The organism is Clostridium perfringens, assembly GCF_016027375.1.
GTDB classification, from domain to species: domain Bacteria; phylum Bacillota; class Clostridia; order Clostridiales; family Clostridiaceae; genus Sarcina; species Sarcina perfringens.
In genome coordinates this window covers 1,118,104-1,137,205 of sequence record NZ_CP065681.1, presented here as the reverse complement: position 1 = coordinate 1,137,205, position 19,102 = coordinate 1,118,104, and the positions used below count along the sequence as shown (strand labels likewise).

Here is a 19,102-nt window from a genome sequence, read left to right as displayed (position 1 = left end):
TTCTCTATTTTATTTTTCAAATAACGTACACTGTTTAGAATCTATCTTAGATTCATTAAATCTAACTCTTCCTAAGTGTTTATATGCTTTATCTGTTGCCATTCTTCCCCTTGGAGTTCTAACTATAAACCCTTTTTGTAGAAGATATGGCTCATAAACATCTTCTATAGTATCTAATTCCTCTCCAACGAAGTAAGCTAAGGTTTCTATCCCTACTGGCCCTCCATTGAAGTTATCTATTATGGCTTCTAGAATTTTATTATCAATTCTATCAAAGCCTTCTCCATCAACTTCTAAAATCTCTAAGGATTTTTTTGCAGCCTCTTCTGTAATTTCATTATCATATAAAACTTCTGCAAAATCTCTTACTCTCTTTAAAAGTCTATTTGCTATTCTAGGAGTACCCCTTGACCTTTTAGCAATTTCAAAGGCCCCTTCTTCAGTTATATGGCATCCTAAAATTTCAGCACTTCTAATTATTATTTCCTTTAATTGTTCATCAGTATAATATTCCATAGAACATAAAACCCCAAATCTATCTCTTAAAGGTGAACTAAGCATACCAATTCTAGTTGTGGCACCTATTAGAGTAAATTTAGGTAAATCGAGTCTTATGGATTTACTAGCAGCCCCTTTACCAATAATTATATCTAAAACATAATCCTCCATGGCAGGATATAGTATTTCCTCTACACTTCTATTTAATCTATGTATCTCATCAATAAATAAAACATCATTAGTGTTTAAGGTTGTTAATATTGCTGCTAAATCTCCTGCTCTTTCAATAGCAGGCCCTGATGTTATTTTAAGATTTCCACCCATTTCATTTGCTATTATATTAGCTAATGTTGTCTTTCCAAGACCTGGTGGCCCATATAAAATTACATGATCTAAGGCTTCCTCTCTTCTTTGAGCAGCTTTTATGAATATGTTTAGTCTTTCTTTAACTTTATCTTGACCTATATATTCATTTATTTTCTCTGGTCTCAAACTGTATTCATTAGTTGAATCTATTCCAATCTCATTAGAGGTAACTAATCTTTCACTCATTTAATTACACCTCCTAACGCATTAAAAGTTTTAAAGACTCCTTTATCATATTTTCTATAGATAATGTCTTATCAACTTTTTCTAAAGCTTTTTGAGCTTCCTTCTCTGTATATCCTAATGCCATTAAGGCACTTAATGTTTCATTTATATTGAAACTATAATCAGAATTATCATTAATTCCTTCTATTAATTGTCCCTCTTCAGAAGTAAGTTCATCTGGTTTTAACTTATCCTTAAGCTCTAGAATAATTCTTTGAGCCGTTTTCTTTCCTATTCCAGGTGCTCTTGTTATATGCTTTTCATCTCCCATCATTATTGCGTACTTTAAATTATTAACAGTACTAATGGATAAAAGTGATAAAGCAGCTTTTGCTCCTACTCCATTTATGGATAATAAAAGCTTAAACATTTCTAATTCTTCTCTTGTTGTAAATCCATATAGACCTATGAAATCTTCTCTAACGATCTGCTCTAGATATAGAAGAACTTCATCTCCCACTTTTGGCATATTAGACATTGTATTTCCAGATGTGAAAATTTTATATCCTATATTATTTAATTCTATTACAACATAATCCTTACTTATCCCTTGAAATTGGCCTCTTATATATTCGTACATATTTAATGCTCCTATGTATAATAAGTTCTTTAAATCTATATAATACTTTAACATGAAGAGGGAATATTATCAATGAATTACACAAAATTTACTATTCATTAAAAACACTCTAAACTCTCTATTTTCCTAGGTCATACTTTCATTTAAGTAATAAAAAAAGCCACATCTTACTAAGACATAGCTATTGATTATATATATTTTTTCAAATGATAAATCTACTTACATTTTTAACTTATATAATTTGTTATATTTTCTTCACACTCTTCTCTTGTATCATATTTCTTTTCAAAATTACTTATTTTACTTCTATCAACCTCTGGCAAATCTTCTATCTTCTTTGTGCTAACATCTTCTGGTTTTTCAATAAATGGTCTTCCATCTTCACCAGCCTTAAACATTGCTATGTATCCATCTTTTTCGCCTATATAATATTTACCAGCTTCTAATATTCCCATATCATTTAAGAAAATTATTTCTCCTGAAGTTGATGAAACTAATTCATACCCATCTTTTTCTACAGCAGAAATTAACTCATCCATATTTTCTCCCTTGATTTCATCATTTTTAACCATTTCTCCAATAGTAGTTTTATAATCAACTACAACATGGTCATCTAAAGTTCTTCTTGTAAATATTACATCCATATTCTCAGCTAAAAGAAGTTCACCTTTTTTCTCTGTAACCTTCATATTAGTTTGTTGAATTTTTCTACTATTATAAAAGTAAGTTATCATATAACTGCTTGCAAATATAAATATGCCTAAAAGAATAAATATTAAGTTTTTGATTTTATCATTATTTTTTATATTATTAAAATTCATATCATCACCTCATTGGTGATTATTAACATATTTTCTCTTTTTATACACACATTTTATGTTTTTTTATTTTCAAACACTTTTAATATTAATATTCTATCTAAATCTCCCTAGCTTTTGTTCAATAACCTTCCTATAGTAATTAAATTCTTACTATCTTATCTAAAAAAATCAAATAAAAATATTCATGGTTAAACTAAAAAAATCTCTATTTTTATATCTAAGATCAAAATTAGGTTAAAGTATATCATAAAATAAAAAGGGAGTGATTAAAATTCACTCCCAAAATAATTAATTATTATGCAGCATTATTCTTTTTCTTTCTTAATACAGCTAGTCCACCAATTGTTAATACTGTACCCATAGCAGCCACTGCTCCAGTTCCAAATGGCATACCTGTGTTAGGTAAGTTTTCACCATTATCAGGATTTTCTGGTGTTTCTGGGTTACCTGGATTTTCAGGTTTTTCTGAATCAACAGTTGTATCTTCACCAGCTTCTAATAAAGTAGCTAAATCAGTTATAGGATCTATTCCATTTTCTTTCCAATAATTTGCCATTTCATCTCTTATAACTAAGTTTGTATCCACTACATTTTTAGCAGCTGAGAAATCATAAGAATCTCCACCTACAGCCATGAAATCATTAGTAACTACTGTATAATACTTGTCATTTTCTAATTTAGTTCCATCAGCTAATCTAACAGAAGTTATCTTTTCTCCTCTTTCAGCCCCTGGAGTGTACCAAAGTTTAACACCAGCATGTTGTCCCCATCCAAAGTTATCTGGTTCTATTCCATGCTCTAAAACTTTTATTATATCTGAACCTTTCATTTCCATTGTAACTAAAGTATTATCAAATGGAAGTATTGTGTACATATCTCCAACAGTAACTGTTCCAGCCATTAATGGGGCTCTTACTCCTCCACCATTAGTTATTGCTATATCAGCATCAACTATTCTTCTCATAGTTTCAGCTACAGTAGCCCCCATAGGACTTACTCCAGTATCTCTATCATGTGGTAAATCTACTGATAAATCAGCAACTTTTTCATTCATTATAGGAGCTAAATCAGCTTCAAATTTTGCTAATATATCTTCCATATTCTTATCAACTGGAAGAGTATCTTTTCTCTTAGAAATATCGTCAAGTTTAGTTGTAACTACCAATTCATCATTATAGTCAAATTTTAAGTTAACATATCCTAAATTTCTACCATTTTTATACGCTTGTATAACTGGTACTCCATTAACTTTTCCTTCAACTTTTTGATGACTATGAGCTGATATTATAGCATCAACTCCTGGTACTTCCGCAACTTCAACAATCTCACCAGTTATTTCTCCAGTCTCTCTATTTTGTTCACTTCCTAAATGGCTTAAAACAACAACGGCATCTACATTTTCTTCATTTTCTAAATAATCTACCCAAGTCTTAGTTGCTTCTACAGGATCTTTAAATTCTAAATGAGCAACGTTATCTGGTTTTGTCTTGTATGCAGTTTCAGGAGTAGCAAGTCCTATAAATCCAACTTTCTTTCCTTCTCTTTCAACAACGCCATAAGGCTTAGCCCATTCAACTGGTTCTCCAGTTTCTTTTTCATATATATTTGATGCTAAGAAATCAAATTCTCCAGCTTTAGCCCAATCTGGTATATATTCATATCCCCAGTCAAACTCATGGTTACCAACTGCTGAAAATTCTAAGCCCATTTCCTTAAGCATAGCAGTAACTGGCTCACCTTTTAAAAGATTTGACATAGCACTTCCTTGATATATATCTCCACCTGTAACAACTACAGTATTTGGATTTTCTTCTTTTACTCTCTTTATTTCTCCAACTAACTTAGCTGCTCCAACATCACTCTTAGATTCTGCTAAAGATCCATGGAAATCGTTGAAAGTAACTATTGGTATTTCAACTTCCTTAGTTCCTAAAGCTTCTAAAACATCATTCCAAGTTACAGCTTTTACATTTGGAGTTCTTCCATCTTCTGATACAGGTATTTTTATTTTACCTTCATTTATAAGTTTAACAGCTAATTCTCTTTGTTCTGAATCCCAATCATTACCTGTTATCTTCCAGTTATTATCATCGTTTTTAGTGATTTTTCCACCTTTTACATTTTGAATATAATCAACTATTAAATCTCTCATATCTGATATTTGATCATTATTTGTATCATATATTTTCTCATGCTCACCTTGATCCATTATTCCAGCAGCTAATCCAGAATTATATCTATAATCATTTACTGTTAAGTAAATTACATCTGAGTCTTCAACTGGCTTACCATCTTTTTCAAACTTTAAGTTTTCAATTCTTTGACCTGGCTCTTTAGATATATTTATTTCATAACTTACTCCATCGAACATATCATATAAATACATTCTAACATCTTCATTGAAAGATACTGTTAAATCCCCATCTTTATAAGTATTATAATACTCAGCATTTTTTTCCATATACTTTTTAAGTTGCTTTCCATTTGTTTTTATAGTATATAATTTATTATCATATCTATAAATATTTGAAATATCTGCTTTGCTTATATTTCCTTCATATAAGTTTGATGAAGCACTAAATAAAGCTGCTCCAGAAACCATATAAACCTCATCTGGATTTATATTCTTTGATTCTAAATGCTTTCTACTATTATATAATTGAACTTCATTTATAAAGTCAGTTATACCTTGATCTTCAACTAATGATTGTGGAATTTCTTTTATTTCATTTTTATCAGCAAGATCTCCTCCAACCATTTCGCCAACAGGTGCTGTTGCATCAGCAATTGCTGTGTTATGAAAATCAGCAAGTAAATCATTTATTTTTTGATCCTCTGCTACACCCTTTGTGCTTAATAATTTAGACTTTTTATCTACAACTTCTACTTTTTCTCCATTTTTTCTAACAGTTAATTCTATTTTAGAAACCATTTGACCATTACTTGTAGGTTGGCTTATAACTGCATTGTTTATTTTTTCTTCTGGTACATTAGTATGACTATGTCCTGCAACTATGGCAGATACCTCTGGGTTCATTTCAGCTATGGCTCTAGCACTATCTCCATTACCATATTCACTTTCTAATCCCACATGTGAAACTACTGCATAAACATCAGCGCCACCCTCAGGTCTATTTTCTATTTCATCTATTACAAATCCAACTTCTTCTGCAGGATTTTTAGCCTCATATCCTTTTAAATTTTCTGAATCCCATTTCATTATATGAGGACTTACAACTCCAATTAGAGCAACTTCAACGCCTTCTATTTCCCTAGTTGTATATCCTTCATAAACTCTCTTACCATCTTTATAAAGATTTGCACATAATACATCTAAATTATCATTAGCCTGACTTACAACATCATTAAGGTTGTCCATTCCATAGTTAAATTCATGATTTCCTAAAGAGAAAACATCATACCCTATAGCATTCATTCCCATAACCATAGGATTAGGACCATTTTTAAATAAGTGATTGAAATTTCCTTGTATAGTATCTCCATTATCAACCACTATTGTATTAGGATTTTCCTTTCTAGCTTCATTAACTAATGTAGATATTTGATTTAATCCACCATCAGATTTTTGATTACGAGCATACTCATAATTCATAAATCTACCATGAAGATCTGATGTACCTAAAATCTGAATAGTTACATCTCCTTCTTTTTCTAAACTAGCTTCTTCTCCTTTTTTCTCTAGGTTTTCCGGTGCTAAATTTTCAGTAGCCTTTACAGTAGTTAACGGTGTTGCAATTCCAAAGATCATTGAAGTAGCAACTGCTAATGCTGTAAATTTCTTATCCCTTACTTTTTTAAGCATATTTTTCCCCCTCATTTAGTTTACCATTGTTATAAAAGTAAATTTTATACATATGTATTGTACATTATTTGACGAATATTTTTCAATCTTTTATTGTTAAATATTCGTTAACTTTAATTAACTTTTTTATTTTTTAATTCCTAGTAAATTCTATGCTTAAATAAATTTAATAATCAATTAATCTTCTTAAATAATAAAAGCAGTAAAGAAAATTTCTTTACTGCTTTTTTAGTCATTTTAAATTAAGCTGCATCATTATGTTTCTTTTTTAAAATTATGCTACCGCCTATAGTAGCTAAAACTCCCATTGCTGCAAAAACTTCAGCTCCAAAAGGATTTCCTGTGTTAGGTAATTTAATTAAATCATCCTTTTTATTTTCTTCATTATTTGAATTATTATCTGGATTAGATATTTCAGGCTTATCTGTATTAATATCATCTATAGTTGGATCCATTGGTTTGTTTGTATCTATAGATGGTTTTTCTTGTTCAACTGGTTTGTTTGAATCTACAGATGGATTTTCTGGTTCTACTGGTTTAACAACTTCTCCCTTATCTTCTCCAGGTTCAATAAGAGTTGCTAAGTTAGTTATAGGATTTATACCATGGTTTTTCCAATAATCACTTATGCCTTCTCTTAAAACTTTGTTAGTGTCTTTAATATTCTTAGCTGCTGAGAAATCATATCCATCTCCACCAGCTGCCATAAAATCATTAGTCGCTAATTTATAATATTTATTTGGATCTAGCTTACTTCCATCTAATAATCTTACAGAAGTTATTCTATTTCCAGGTTCAGCATCTGGATTATACCAGAATTTAAGACCAGCATGTTGGCCCCATCCAAAATCTTTAGGAGCAATTCCATGTTCTAATACTTTAATAATATCTGAACCTTTCATATCCATTGTTACTATAGTATTATCAAAAGGAAGTATAGTGTACATGTCTCCTACTGTTATTACACCTTTCTTTAATGGAGCTCTTACTCCACCACCATTGTTTATAGCTATATCTGCATCTACTATTTTTCTCATAGTTTCTGTAACAGTTGCTCCCATTGGGCTTACCCCTGCATCTCTATTGTGTGGAAGATCCTCACTTAAATCAGCCACCTTAACATCTAAGATAGGTGATAATTCTTTTTCATATTTTCCTAATGTTTCTTCCATTTCTTTATCTACAGGTAAATCTTTAATATTTTTAGAAATATCCATACGTTGAGCTTCAACAGATAATTTTCCATCTTTATCAAATTTTAAATCTATAAGGCCAATAGCACGTCCATTTTTATAAGCTTGTACTATTGGAACTCCGTTAACAGTTCCTTTAACAGGCATATGACTATGAGCTGATACAATTGCATCTAAGCCTGGAACCTTTGTAAGATTAACTACTTCACCTGTTATTTCTCCAGTTTTTCTATCTTGTTGACTTCCAATGTGTGTTAAAGCAATTACTGCATCAACTTTTTCAACTTCTCTTAAATGTTTAACCCATTTTTCTGCTTCAGTGTTAGGGTCTCTAAATTCTAAATCTTTTACATTATCAGGATTTGTTTTATATGCTGTTTCAGGTGTTGCAAGGCCTATAAATCCTATTTTCTTTCCACCTTTTTCAACAACTCCATAAGGTTTAGCCCATTTTACAGGTTCTCCTGTAGCTTTTTCATATATATTAGAAGCTAAGAATTCAAATCCACCATCTTTAGCCCATCCTGGAATTAAATCATAACCCCAGTCAAATTCATGATTTCCTACAGATGAAAATTGAACACCTAAAGCTTTATTCATATCACTAACTGGCTTTCCTTTTAAAAGGTTAGATAATGCACTTCCTTGATACATATCTCCACCACTTACTACTATTGTGTTAGGATTTTTTTCTTTTACTTTCTTTAATTCCCCAACAAATTTAGCAGCTCCAGGATTTCCTCCTGATTCTTTTAAAGAACCATGAAAATCATTGAATGTTAAAATAGGAATTTCAACTTCTTTCTTTTCTTCTGGTAAAGCCTCTGCAAATTTTGATACTTCATCCCAAGTAACAGATTTAACATTTGGAGTTCTTCCATTTGATGAAGTTGGTAGATTTATTTTTCCTTCATTAATAAGTTTAACTGCTAAAGCTCTTTGTTCTGGATTCCAATTGTTACCTGTTATTTTCCAGTTTCCATCTACATTTCTATTTATTACTCCATGTTTAACATTAATTATATAATCACTTATTAAATCTCTTATCGCTGATATATCATCATTTACTGTATCATATATTTTTTCATGTTCACCTGGATCCATTATTCCTGCAGCTAACCCTGAATTATATCTATAATCATTTACTGATAGGTACACTACATCTGAATCTTCAACTGGTTTACCATCTTTAGAGAATTTTAAGTTTTCTATTCTTTCACCTGGATCTTTAGCTATATTTATTTCGTAATTAACGCCTTCAAACATATCATACTTATACATTCTTACATTTTCATCAAAAGATATAGTTAAATCTCCATCTTTATATTTATTAAAGAACTTAGAGTTTTCTTCCATGTATTTCTTTAATTGTTTTCCATTAGTTTTTATAACATATAATTTATTATCAAATTTATATATATTTGAAACATCAGCCTTGCTTATAGGACCTTCTTTAAGATTAGCCTTAGGACTAAATAAAGCTGCTGATGAAACCATGTACACATTATTTGAATCTATTCCTTTAGTTTGTAAAAACTTTTTACTATTATATAATTGTACTTCATTTATAAAATCAGTAACCCCTTGGTCTTCAACTATTGATTGTGGAATACCTTTTACTTCATCAGGTTTTGCTAAATCTCCACCTTTTAATTCTCCAATCTTAGCTGTTGCATCATTTATAGCAGCTTCATGGAAAGGCTTAAGTTTCTCAGTTAATTCAGGATCTCCTTGTACCCCTTTAAGGCTTATAAGATCTGCATTCTTATCAAGAACTTTTATTCCACTTTCATCTTTTTCAACAGTTAAATTGAATTTAGAAACATATTTTGCTCTACTTGCAGGTTCACTAATTATAGCGTTTCCTCTTAATTCTGATTTAACTGTATCATGACTATGTCCAGCAACTACTACACTTACTTCTGGATTTGCTTCAGCTATTCCAGCAGCACTATCTCCATCACCATATTCTCCATTTAAACTTGCATGAGAAGTTACTACATAGACATCAGCGCCTCCATTTGCCTTTATTTCTCCTATTATTTTCTTTACTTCTTCTGTCGGATTCTTAGCTTCATAACCTTTTAAGTTTTGAGAATCCCATTGCATTATATGTGGAGTAACTACTCCTATTATTGCAACCTTTATTCCATCTACATCTTTAATTGTATAAGGATTAAAAACTCTCTCTCCATTTCTGTAAAGGTTTCCACATAAGACATGAAGATTTGGATTTGCTTGACCAATAATATTATGAAGTTTGTCCATTCCAAAATTAAATTCATGATTTCCTAATGAAAAAACATCATATCCTATTGTGTTCATAGCAAGTATCATAGGATTTTCTTTATTCATAAATAGGTGATTGTAATTTCCTTGAATAGTATCACCATTATCTAGCACTAGAGTATTAGGATTTTCCTTTTTAGCTTCTTTAACCACAGTAGCTATTTGATTTAATCCACCAACAGATTCCTCTCCCTGTGCATAATCATAATCCATAAACTTACCATGCAAATCAGAAGTGGCAAGTATTTGAATATTGACAGTTTTTTTATCTGTCTTTTCTGTTACATTTGAATTTTTTGTTTCAGAAATTTCAGCAGCTTTAACTGGTATTGGTAGTATAAAGCTAAAGACCATTGCTAATACAACCATTAAAGCAGTAATTTTTTTGTTACTAAACTTCTTTAACATAAATTATCCCCCTTGAATTTTATTTGTTATAAAAGTTAATTTTATACATACTAATTGTAACATATATTAATATTTTTTCAATATTTTGTTATAAAAATTCAAAAAAAGTATATAAATAATAAAATAGGATTTATTATGAAAGATTTTTTAAACTCCATCATAACAAATCCTATTTTCTTTAAAATTAATCTAAATATTATTTCACATTATATTAAATAAAGGTTGTAAGATTTCTTAAATTTATTTAACTAATATAAATATTCATTTCTTAAAAACTCTATTTTTTCCTTAGTTAATCCGTATTCTTTAAAAAAATATGTTTCATAGCTACCATAAGTATCTTTTATCTTATTTAAACTAAGTTCTATAAATTTCTTTTTTACTCCTAAAATCCCCTCTATTAATTCCTTTATGGTTTCATTTGATACATGCTTTTCATAAATTTGAAGTATTCTATGATTCTCCCCTTTTCTATATTCATTACTTAACATATAATCTTCTATTACCTTTTGCTCTGGCACACCTAAAAGCAATAATATTAAGGCTGATCCTAAACCTGTTCTATCTTTTCCTGATGTACAATGCTGTAATACAGCTAGGTTTTTAGGATTTTCTATTATCTTTATAAGCTCCTTAAAAGCTAAATTATTTAATGGCATCTCACTATATCCATCCATAAGTATCTTTTCAGGAAGTTCTTGATTGCTATCCTTTGATAAAATTCCTTTTAAATAGGATTCCATATTTAGATTTTGATTATCTAAATTTCTCATTGCAGATATATTTATATTTTTTGTTCCCTCAACATTTCTATCTGGGCTTAATTTAACTTCTTCTAAGGATCTATAGTCAAAAATATATTTAATTCCTAGGGTTTTAAAATATTCTAAATCTTCTCCTTTTAATTTATTTAAAGCTTCTGAGCGATAGAATAATCCCCATTTAACCTTTCTTCCATCTTTTGTTTCATATCCACCTAAATCTCTAAAATTGCAAAATCTTTTAAGCGGTACAAGTCTCTCTGCTAAAATCAACTCTTCATTTTCACATTTTATAAAATAAAAAGTTCTATTCTTAGGCTCTGGATCCTTAAATTCAAATTCATTTTCTTTTTCTATATGTTTAATAAACTTTAACTCTCCATTAAGTTTCTCAGAGTAATATAAAGTTCCAGTAACTTCTTTATTTAATGTTATTTTCAACAATTCTCCAGAGATTCTTATTAAATTTCCATTTAAGCTTCTCATAAAACATCATCTCCTAATATAACCCAAATCCTTTTTTTAATTATACTACTTATTTTTATAAATTGTTAACTTTTATTAAACCTTATATATATTTTCTCTTTATCATAAACTTCTTAAATCTCTTAAGTTTAAAGAAATTTTTTCAAAGAATTAATGTTTTTCCATATTATGTATGATAAGATATTATTATAAGATGTAAACCTTATTATTTATATATTTTTAGATATAATAAGATTTATTTTTCTATAGTAATAAATAATTTAAACTTTTTATTATATTTAAATCTATTTTATTTATGCTTAAGGAGGTCCCATGGAATTATTATTTATATTGCTTTTTTTAATAATGCTTATGACTGCATTTTCAACCTCACTAAGAGAAACTAAGAAATAACTATATTAAAATTTATTTTTTACTTCATTAAAAATAAAATAAAAAGATGAGCTGATTTAACAGCTCATCTTATATATTATTCTATCTTGAAGCATACATCTCTTTTTCATTATTTATAAATACTTCAGCTATAACTCCATATGTTTTAGCCCACGCATTGATAATATCTTCAGTTGCACCATCACCTAAAACTTCTTTTATTGCTCCTAATAAGTGTTTACCTACTATTGGATAATGTTCTGGTTGAACTTTTGCATTACAGTGTATAACTCCTATTCTATTAACTACAGGTTTTATAGCTTCTAAGTTATCTATATTTTGAGCAACTGCTAATATTGCCATTGATAAAGCTTTTGGTTGCTCTTCAGATTCTTGTTTATTCATATTGAACAAAGGTTTTACTTCAGGGTTTTGTTCAAACATATTTTTATAGAAAGTTTTTGTTATTTCTAATCCATTGGATTTTAAAACTGGTACTGTACTTTTTATTATATCTATTGTCTTTTGATCTAACATATTTTCCTCCATAATATTTATTTCTAATTAATAATTATTATTGATTAAATTATATAATAATTAAAAATTTTTTCAAGTTAAAAATATTAAATATTTTTTTAGTAAAATGTTAACTTATAACTAATAATATAAAATCATAAATTACAAACCAATATTTAAATCTACTATACTATTTTATTAAACAAAAACTATAACTAGTATTATCTATATAAGTAAATTTAATAAAATACACCCTAATCTATAAACCTAATAATATACCGTAAAACTAAACTTTTATTAACTTTAAATAAAATTTGAAAATACAAAAAACACACTTTCAATGTATATATAAAATTATTATTTTATATTAACATTAAAAGTGTGTTCTCTTACTTTTGTATGTCATTATCTATTATTTTTTTGATTTTCTAAAATGCTTAAAACGTATTATTCATCCCATCCTTCAGGGAATTCAGCATTGTGATACACTTCTTGAACATCGTCGTCATCTTCAAGTAAGTCAAGCATTTTTTGGAACTTCTTAGCATCGTCTTCGTTTATAGCAGTTTCGGTATCTGGTATCATTTTAACTGCTGCTTCTAAGAATTCTAATCCTTCAGCTTCTAAAGCTTCTCTTACTGTACCAAAATCTTCTGGTGAAGTTGTAACTATGAATACTTCTTCCTCTGATGCAAAATCTTCTGCTCCAGCATCTAAAGCCATCATCATTATTTCATCTTCATCTAACTCAGCTTTTTCTATTACTATTTCACCTTTCTTTTGGAACATGAAACCAACACATCCTGATGTACCCATGTTTCCGCCACCTTTAGTGAAAGCACTTCTTACGTTACCAGCTGATCTATTTTTATTATCTGTTAATACTTCAACCATTACAGCTACTCCTGATGGTCCGTATCCTTCATAAACTATTGATTCATAGTTTACTGAATCTCCTTCTCCAGCAGCTTTCTTTATAGCTCTTTGAATGTTATCATTTGGCATGTTTGCAGCCTTAGCTTTTGCTACAGCATCCTTTAATCTTGAGTTACCATCTAAGTTTGCTCCACCTTCTTTAACTGCAACAGCTATCTCTTTTCCTATCTTAGTGAATATTTTTCCTCTTTTGGCATCCATTTTACCTTTTTTAGCTTGTATATTATGCCACTTTGAATGTCCTGACATCCTTATTCCTCCTAACATATATGTGAACTATAGTTTAAATTTCTTTAAATATCTTGAAATAACACCTAAATATTATATCATAGAGATTTTTTCTCTTCAACTTGGCTCTTTTCTGTAGTTAAAGCTTACTCATCAAAACTTTCATAAAGTCTATTTCCTTCTTTAAAATATACTCCTTCTAAATCAGTACTCATTATAGCTTTTCCATTTGTTACTTCTGTAAAGCTTTTTTCTATTTCATCTATCATAGTTTTTTCTGCTAATATATATATCTTAACATTATTGGTAAACTCTGTATCCTCTATGTGCCAATTATTTTGACCGCATATATATTGAATCTTTCCATAAAGATCATAATCTATTTCTGTACAAAGCATTGCTCCTTCTACTTTTTCTACAACACCTGCTGCACTTATAGCTATGGCTGCCCCTTTAGTATAGGCTCTAGTAAGTCCCCCTGTACCTAATAATATCCCTCCAAAGTATCTAGTTACCACTACGGCACAATCTGTTATTCCTTGTTTTTTTATTACCTCTAATATTGGAATACCTGCTGTCCCCTGTGGCTCACCATTATCACTATATCTTTGTATTCCCATATTTTGTCCTATAACATAGGCATAGCAATTATGTCTTGCATCCTTATGTTTATTATTTATTTCTGCTACAAACTCTTTAGCCTCTTCCTCTGTTGTAACTCTTTTAACATAGCCTATAAAAACTGATTTTTTCTCCTCAAATCTATCATCAGCTGCTTTTTTTACCGTTATATAATTCATAATATCTACCTACCTTTTAATACATCGTATATATTATCTATTCCTTTTTCTATCTTACTATAATCTATTTGGGAAAATCCAATTCTAAAGCTTTTATCTCCATCATTAGGATTTTTAAAAAATATGCTTCCTGGAGTAATTATAGTTTGTCTATCTTTCAGTTCATAAAATAACTTTTTAGAAGTTATGCCTATGTTCTTATTTATATTTAAGAATAAATTAAGTCCGCCCTTAGGCTCTCTATAAGAAACCATATCTCCTAATTTATTATCTATAAGTTCTTTTATAAAATTATATCTCTTTGAATATTCCTCATTTAATCTTTCTATATGCTCTTTCCAATATCCCTTTACAATGTAATCCTGAAGAGCTCTTTGCATTAAACTTGAGGTAGCTATATCAGTGTTAAATTTTAAAGCTTGAAATTCCTCTTTAAATTTATCTGGTGCTATTAAATATCCCATTCTTATACCTGGTAGAAATATTTTAGAGAAACTTTTTATATATATAACTCTCTCAGAATCTAAACTCCTATATGGTATATACTCTAAATCATTAGAATAAACTAATTCTGAAAGATAATCATCTTCTAGTATGTAAAAATCATATTTATGTGCTAGCTCTATTATTCTTTTCTTTTTTTCTAAAGAACAACTTATACCTGTAGGGTTCTGAAAATAGCTCATAGTATAAAAACACTTTATTTTATTTCTCTTTAATAAATTTTCAAACTTTTCAATATTAGGACCATCCTTCTCCATTGGAATTTCTAATATATTTGCTCTTCTAAGCTTAAATACTAAAAGTGCTCCTCCATAAGTTGGCCTTTCTATTACAATATTATCATTTATATTTACTAAGGACTTACCTACAATATCAATACCTTGTTGTGCTCCAGAAATTATAAGTATATTATCTAAATTATTTTTTCCATTCCAGAACTCTTCATTTATACTTCTTCTTAATTCTAAATATCCTAAAGGGTCACTATACATTAATGCCTCTACACCATCTCTAACTAATACATTATCTAAAACTTTCTTAAGTTTTTCTACTTGGAAGAAGTTTGCACTAGTAGTTTCTCCAGTAAAGTCTATCCAATTCTTCAAATCTCCAGAGGCTATTTTTCTAAATAAATCATTATAATCATGCTTAAAACTTTTTCCTACATCCTTATTTTTAGCATAAGTTCCACTTCCTTGAGCTTGATATGCATATCCTTCTTGTACAAGCTTTTTATAAGCATTAATAACAGTTACCTTATTAACTTCTAAAAAGTCTGCTAGTTCTCTTATAGTTGGTAACTTTTCTCCTTCTGATATTTTCCCATTTTCAATTAAACTTTTAATATTATCGTATATTATTAAGTATTTACATAAACCCTCTTTAAAAACCACACTAAATTTATTCATCTCTTACACCTTATTTAAACATTATCTTTTATTAAATATACTTTTTCTGTTGTAAGCTTTTGTCCACAGGGTGAGAATTTCTCTCTTCCACTTTTCTTAACTATATTTTTCTTATAAAGATATCCTAATAATTCCTCAAAATCTATTTTAAAGCCTTGGAATTCTTCTGATTTTTTTATTTCTTCTGAGCTTAAATAATCCTTTTGTTTTTTCATAAAATCAACTAAAGCTCTTATTATTCCTCTAATATTTCTCTCTAAGAAGCTTTCAATATAAAAATGTACATATTCTAAAGCCTGTTTATTTGCTGCTTTGAATATTCCATTAACCATTTTCTCAAAGTTTTCATCTAATTTCATAAGCATACCAGTAGAGCTTTTTGTTATTAAATATCCATTAAAGTTTAAATACAGCCTACTAAAACTATCCACTGAATACATAAGAGCCTCAAAGGCAGCGTAGAAATGTTCATTATGAATACATTTTTTATATAAATTCATATCTTGTAAAAGCTCACTTAAATAAACAAGATTCCACTTTTCACTATGAGCATCTGTATAATATTTTATTGAAGTAAATTTATCTGATATTTCTTGGTCCTTACAAAAAATTAATTTTGAAGATATAAATTTTCTATGTATTGTGCTTCCTGTTATTTCTTCTTGACAGAAATTAACTAGAAACTTTTTAGATACTATTTTTAAATGTAAAGATACGCCTAGTTCCTCACCATAAACATCCTTTACCCCTTTAAAGTCTCCATTTACAATAACAAATAAATCTATATCTGACCCTTCCCATATATCTCCATTTATTATACTCCCAAATGCCGTCACTCCAATAACATCCTCATTCTTTTGAAGGTCATTTATAACTGATTTAAAAGAATTTTGATATTTCAATATTATTTCACTCAAATTTTTTTCCTCCTTAATAACTCCCATTAATTAAATAATATCTATAAACAATTCCCTTTTTCCACCAAAATTTTTAAAGACTCTTTCAATAAACAAATTCCAACTTCCATCTGTTCTAACATGTCATAAGAAATATCTAAAGCTTTTTTTCCTTCTCCTTTTTTCCCATAGGTATTAGATTGATAAAGGTTAGCTGCTGCCGCTGTATTTTGTATTGCAAAACTTAAAAAATAAATAATGTCCAAAGCTGGCTTAACCACCCTATCATAATACATTTTATATTCGTCACCTATATTTAATGTAGCTACACTTGCTTGAATAGTAGCTGCTTTTAATAAAATATCCTGTAACTGATTATATGCCTTATTAAAATCATCTGTACATACATTATTAGTACTTTGATTATCACTTGCAGCTGCTTGAGCTGCAAAAAGATCTTCCTGTCCATTAGAGTTTCCTGATCTTTCTCTACGACCTCTTATGTTTCCACGATCTAAAGTATCCGTAGTTTCCATGATTCACATCCTAAAAATTAGTATCATTATTATTATACTTATATATATTATAATTTATGATGTGACAATTGTAATAATAAAAGCTAAATTCTTGTTGAATTTAGCTTTTACTCATGAATTTAATACTCTTATTATAACTCGTATTCTCTACATTTATTTTCTACTTCTTCATCCACTTCTGCTTTTATATAAGTTCCCTCTTCTCTATATTCTTCTTCACTTACATTAGCATTTCTATGAAGATAAGCTACAACTTGTTGAGCTGTATAAGGAATTATATATTCCTTGCTTTTTAATGTATAAGGCAATTCTTCACTTATTGCTTCTAATAAATCATCTAAGTTTATTCTTTCCCTAGCAGAAATCTTTACTACCTTATTATATATTGAAGAATATTTTGCTTCTAATTCATTTAGCTTTTCTTCATCAGCCTTATCAATTTTATTAAGAACTAATATTTTTGCTGATTCTAAGGCTTTTAATTCACCTAAAACTTTTTCTACAGCTATAATTTCTTCTTGTGCATTATCTGAAGAAGCATCTACAACGTGGCATAAAAGATCTGAGTATATAACTTCTTCTAAAGTTGATTTAAAAGCTTCAACTAATTCATGAGGAAGTTTGCTTACAAATCCAACAGTATCTGTTAATGTTATATCCCTATTATCAGGAAGTTTTATAGCCCTTGTTGTAGTATCTAAAGTTGCAAAAAGCATATCTGCTTCAAAAACCTTATCCTTAGCTTGAGTAGCTAAAGTTGAAGCTGATTCTGCACATAGAGTATTTCTTAAAGTAGATTTTCCTGCGTTAGTATATCCAACTAAGGAAACCTGTGAAGTTTTATCCTTACTTCTTCTCTCTCTTTGAGTTTCTCTTATCTTCTTTATCTTTTTAAGCTCAGCTTGAAGATCGTATATTCTTTCTCTTATATGTCTTCTATCTATTTCAAGTTTCTTTTCCCCTGGTCCTCTTGTTCCTATTCCACCACCAGTTCTAGACATAACAGTTCCAAGTCCCATAAGTCTAGCTGCTCTATACTTAAGTTGAGCAAGTTCTACTTGAATTTTAGCTTCCCTTGTCTTAGCTCTTCTTGAGAATATTTCTAAAATAAGAGTTGTTCTATCAATTACCTTAACTCCTAAGTTAGCTTCAAGGTTTTTAACTTGTGCTCCTGATAATTCATCATCAAAAATTACTAAGTTAGCCCTTGTTAATTGTCTTATGTTAGCAATTTCTAAAACTTTACCTCTTCCTATATAAAAAGAAGCATCTATTTTGCTTCTATTTTGAAATACTTTTTCTAATGTAGGAATATCACAAGCCTTAGCAAGTTCCTCTAACTCATCTAAGCTTTCTCTTGTATCACATCCTACTAAAATAGCTCTTTCACTATCATCTTCCTCAACATTGCTTGTTTTAATAACTTCTTCAACATGATTAATCTTATCTAAAATATTAATTTGTAAGCACTTATCTATAGTTAAATGAGGTGCTTCTTCACTTATAAGAATTTCATTTTCTACATAGCAAAATCCTAAAGAAGCATCTTTAGCTTTGCCTTCCTCTACAGCTATGGCCATTATTGTATCAAGCTTTAATTTCATAAGGGCAGATATATCTAAAGCAGAAAGTCTAGAAACCCCACTTGGATGAGTATGTATTATTCTAACTCCAGATAATCTTTTTTCGTGTATATCTATTAATGGAATCTCTACACTTGAAGAATCTCCTATAGCTACACTAATTACCTTTCCTTTTCTATTTATTCCTACACTAATTTCTCTTTCTATTTGAGAAGATAATCTAGAAATAATATTTATCATATCCTCTGTACAAACACTATACTTTGGTACATTTATTTTATAAAGTTCTTCTAATTCTTTAAGTACTGAATTCCTTATTCCATCAGTATTTCCATGTATCATATATTACCACCTCGTGATATTTATTATGTTT

General features: G+C 29.2%; 13 protein-coding genes. All 13 read right to left on the bottom strand.

Annotation, left to right across the window (positions count from 1 at the left end; all coding sequences use genetic code 11):
- Nucleotides 1-9: 9 nt before the first annotated feature.
- The gene (gene ruvB, locus I6G60_RS05605) at nucleotides 10-1,050 is read right to left on the bottom strand and encodes a Holliday junction branch migration DNA helicase RuvB (RefSeq protein WP_003451099.1); all 1,041 of its coding nucleotides are present in this window, start codon (nucleotides 1,048-1,050) and stop codon (nucleotides 10-12) included.
- 13 nt (nucleotides 1,051-1,063) lie between these two features.
- Entirely contained in the window at nucleotides 1,064-1,669 is a 606-nt protein-coding gene (ruvA, locus tag I6G60_RS05600) for a Holliday junction branch migration protein RuvA (RefSeq protein WP_003451248.1), read from the bottom strand.
- Nucleotides 1,670-1,896: 227 nt separating this feature from the next.
- The gene (locus I6G60_RS05595) at nucleotides 1,897-2,490 is read right to left on the bottom strand and encodes a hypothetical protein (protein WP_003454811.1); all 594 of its coding nucleotides are present in this window, start codon (nucleotides 2,488-2,490) and stop codon (nucleotides 1,897-1,899) included.
- 295 nt (nucleotides 2,491-2,785) lie between these two features.
- Complete coding sequence (locus I6G60_RS05590; RefSeq protein ID WP_197925657.1) at nucleotides 2,786-6,313, bottom strand: multifunctional 2',3'-cyclic-nucleotide 2'-phosphodiesterase/3'-nucleotidase/5'-nucleotidase; 3,528 nt, start codon at nucleotides 6,311-6,313, stop codon at nucleotides 2,786-2,788.
- A gap of 242 nt (nucleotides 6,314-6,555) precedes the next feature.
- Nucleotides 6,556-10,203: a multifunctional 2',3'-cyclic-nucleotide 2'-phosphodiesterase/3'-nucleotidase/5'-nucleotidase gene (locus I6G60_RS05585; protein ID WP_003455028.1), complete on the bottom strand. Its 3,648-nt coding sequence runs from the start codon at nucleotides 10,201-10,203 to the stop codon at nucleotides 6,556-6,558.
- Nucleotides 10,204-10,451: 248 nt separating this feature from the next.
- Nucleotides 10,452-11,450, bottom strand: a complete 999-nt coding sequence (locus I6G60_RS05580; RefSeq protein ID WP_003455155.1) for a tyrosine-protein phosphatase — start codon at nucleotides 11,448-11,450, stop codon at nucleotides 10,452-10,454.
- A gap of 474 nt (nucleotides 11,451-11,924) precedes the next feature.
- Complete coding sequence (locus I6G60_RS05575) at nucleotides 11,925-12,359, bottom strand: globin domain-containing protein (protein ID WP_003454969.1); 435 nt, start codon at nucleotides 12,357-12,359, stop codon at nucleotides 11,925-11,927.
- Nucleotides 12,360-12,785: 426 nt separating this feature from the next.
- Entirely contained in the window at nucleotides 12,786-13,523 is a 738-nt protein-coding gene (locus I6G60_RS05570) for a YebC/PmpR family DNA-binding transcriptional regulator (protein WP_003451771.1), read from the bottom strand.
- Between the two features lie 125 nt (nucleotides 13,524-13,648).
- Nucleotides 13,649-14,302: a YigZ family protein gene (locus I6G60_RS05565; RefSeq protein ID WP_003454954.1), complete on the bottom strand. Its 654-nt coding sequence runs from the start codon at nucleotides 14,300-14,302 to the stop codon at nucleotides 13,649-13,651.
- A gap of 5 nt (nucleotides 14,303-14,307) precedes the next feature.
- Entirely contained in the window at nucleotides 14,308-15,714 is a 1,407-nt protein-coding gene (pdxR, locus tag I6G60_RS05560; protein ID WP_003454993.1) for a MocR-like pyridoxine biosynthesis transcription factor PdxR, read from the bottom strand.
- Nucleotides 15,715-15,728: 14 nt separating this feature from the next.
- Entirely contained in the window at nucleotides 15,729-16,631 is a 903-nt protein-coding gene (locus I6G60_RS05555) for a nucleotidyltransferase domain-containing protein (protein WP_011591009.1), read from the bottom strand.
- A 41-nt stretch (nucleotides 16,632-16,672) separates the two neighbouring features.
- The gene (locus tag I6G60_RS05550) at nucleotides 16,673-17,146 is read right to left on the bottom strand and encodes a hypothetical protein (protein ID WP_011591010.1); all 474 of its coding nucleotides are present in this window, start codon (nucleotides 17,144-17,146) and stop codon (nucleotides 16,673-16,675) included.
- Between the two features lie 131 nt (nucleotides 17,147-17,277).
- On the bottom strand, nucleotides 17,278-19,071 hold the full coding sequence (gene hflX, locus I6G60_RS05545) for a GTPase HflX (protein WP_003451503.1): 1,794 nt from the start codon (nucleotides 19,069-19,071) through the stop codon (nucleotides 17,278-17,280).
- Between the last annotated feature and the right edge of the window lie 31 nt (nucleotides 19,072-19,102).

Bases quoted from the DNA above. Each gene is read 5' to 3' on its own strand.
- ruvB (WP_003451099.1), bottom strand. From the start codon at position 1,050: ATGAGTGAAAGATTAGTTACCTCTAATGAGATTGGAATAGATTCAACT.
- ruvA (WP_003451248.1), bottom strand. From the start codon at position 1,669: ATGTACGAATATATAAGAGGCCAATTTCAAGGGATAAGTAAGGATTAT.
- I6G60_RS05595 (WP_003454811.1), bottom strand. From the start codon at position 2,490: ATGAATTTTAATAATATAAAAAATAATGATAAAATCAAAAACTTAATA.
- I6G60_RS05590 (WP_197925657.1), bottom strand. From the start codon at position 6,313: ATGCTTAAAAAAGTAAGGGATAAGAAATTTACAGCATTAGCAGTTGCT.
- I6G60_RS05585 (WP_003455028.1), bottom strand. From the start codon at position 10,203: ATGTTAAAGAAGTTTAGTAACAAAAAAATTACTGCTTTAATGGTTGTA.
- I6G60_RS05580 (WP_003455155.1), bottom strand. From the start codon at position 11,450: ATGAGAAGCTTAAATGGAAATTTAATAAGAATCTCTGGAGAATTGTTG.
- I6G60_RS05575 (WP_003454969.1), bottom strand. From the start codon at position 12,359: ATGTTAGATCAAAAGACAATAGATATAATAAAAAGTACAGTACCAGTT.
- I6G60_RS05570 (WP_003451771.1), bottom strand. From the start codon at position 13,523: ATGTCAGGACATTCAAAGTGGCATAATATACAAGCTAAAAAAGGTAAA.
- I6G60_RS05565 (WP_003454954.1), bottom strand. From the start codon at position 14,302: ATGAATTATATAACGGTAAAAAAAGCAGCTGATGATAGATTTGAGGAG.
- pdxR (WP_003454993.1), bottom strand. From the start codon at position 15,714: ATGAATAAATTTAGTGTGGTTTTTAAAGAGGGTTTATGTAAATACTTA.
- I6G60_RS05550 (WP_011591010.1), bottom strand. From the start codon at position 17,146: ATGGAAACTACGGATACTTTAGATCGTGGAAACATAAGAGGTCGTAGA.
- hflX (WP_003451503.1), bottom strand. From the start codon at position 19,071: ATGATACATGGAAATACTGATGGAATAAGGAATTCAGTACTTAAAGAA.